Origin of the sequence: Clostridioides sp. GD02367 (genome assembly GCF_045900275.1) — a bacterium.
Classification (GTDB): domain Bacteria; phylum Bacillota; class Clostridia; order Peptostreptococcales; family Peptostreptococcaceae; genus Clostridioides; species Clostridioides difficile_A.
Genome location: NZ_JBJODK010000028.1, coordinates 1 through 1,141 on the forward strand (window position 1 = coordinate 1; position 1,141 = coordinate 1,141).

The 1,141-nt window shown below is 29.3% G+C and carries 1 protein-coding gene; it reads right to left on the reverse strand.

Annotated features, from left to right (window positions below; all coding sequences use genetic code 11):
- Positions 1-124: 124 nt before the first annotated feature.
- On the reverse strand, positions 125-1,087 hold the full coding sequence (locus Q3223_RS19400; RefSeq protein ID WP_407812431.1) for an XkdQ: 963 nt from the start codon (positions 1,085-1,087) through the stop codon (positions 125-127).
- Positions 1,088-1,141: the final 54 nt, after the last annotated feature.

The following is a 1,141-nucleotide window of genomic DNA, read 5'->3' on the forward strand; positions in this document are numbered from 1 at the left end:
GCCATTCACCTTAAGACCATTTGTTGTTATTTCTGCAAGTGAACAACCCATTCCAAAGACTCCATCATTAACACTTTTATTCATTTTTTCTTTTAATATTCTAGCAACTCCATTAAATCTAGCATCAGTCATTGTTATAAAATTTCCTCCTTATATAATCTAAAGTTCCTATATTGAGCTTCATTTTTGGTGTAGAGTCTAGTGTATGAGTGACATCTATAACATAGTATTCTCTTCCTTTTAGAGATACCTTGTCACCTGCTCTTATTCTGTTTATGTCTACTGCACAATCTACACTTATTGTTTCTTCACCCGAATTAAACATTGCTTCTGCTGCTTTCTTAGCTTCTTTTGCATTAGTTATCTTTTCATCTTGTTTAATCTTTTGTAGTGTTCCATATTTGTCTGAATCTTTTTTATATGTTCCAATTACAGATGCTTTTGTATTTTCATCCTTACTTTTGCCTAACACTTTTACACTTGTTACTGCATCATTAAAACTACTTGTAAAGTTTGCATCTTCTAATATACTATCTAATTTATATACATTTACGTTGGTACCAAGCTTGAATAATTTCAATTTATTGTCCATTCTTACTCTAAATAAATCTCCACCCTTACTAGCTGTTTCTTTTAAGTCTTTTTTAATCATATCTAATATATTAGTCTTATGTATTACTTTAGCAAGTTTCTTTCCTGTGTTAGCTAGATTGTAATATGGTATATTCCATTGTTTACAGTAGTATTCAATCCTCTGTGTAGCTGTATTTTCTTTAAACTGATATTGTTCTTCTGATTCTTCCATATATACTGTTCTTTCTCTACAAGACAATGTTAGTTTCTTGCTCTTTTCACTTCTTCTAGTTTCCCATATGACTCCATTGAAGATTGTTTCTTCTTTTTTACTCTCATATGCAATGTCAATTAGAACTATTTTATCACCTTTTTTAATATTTATATCTTGCAAAGCTTTAGTTTCTATTAAGGATACATCCATTTTATATGCAACTCCATCTATAGCTTCACTTAATGTTATTCCTTCATTAAAATTTGCAATGTCATATTTATTATTTAGTATTATTTTCATTTGCTAGGTATCACCAACTTTTGTCCTTTTTTTATTACATTTGGATTTTTACCG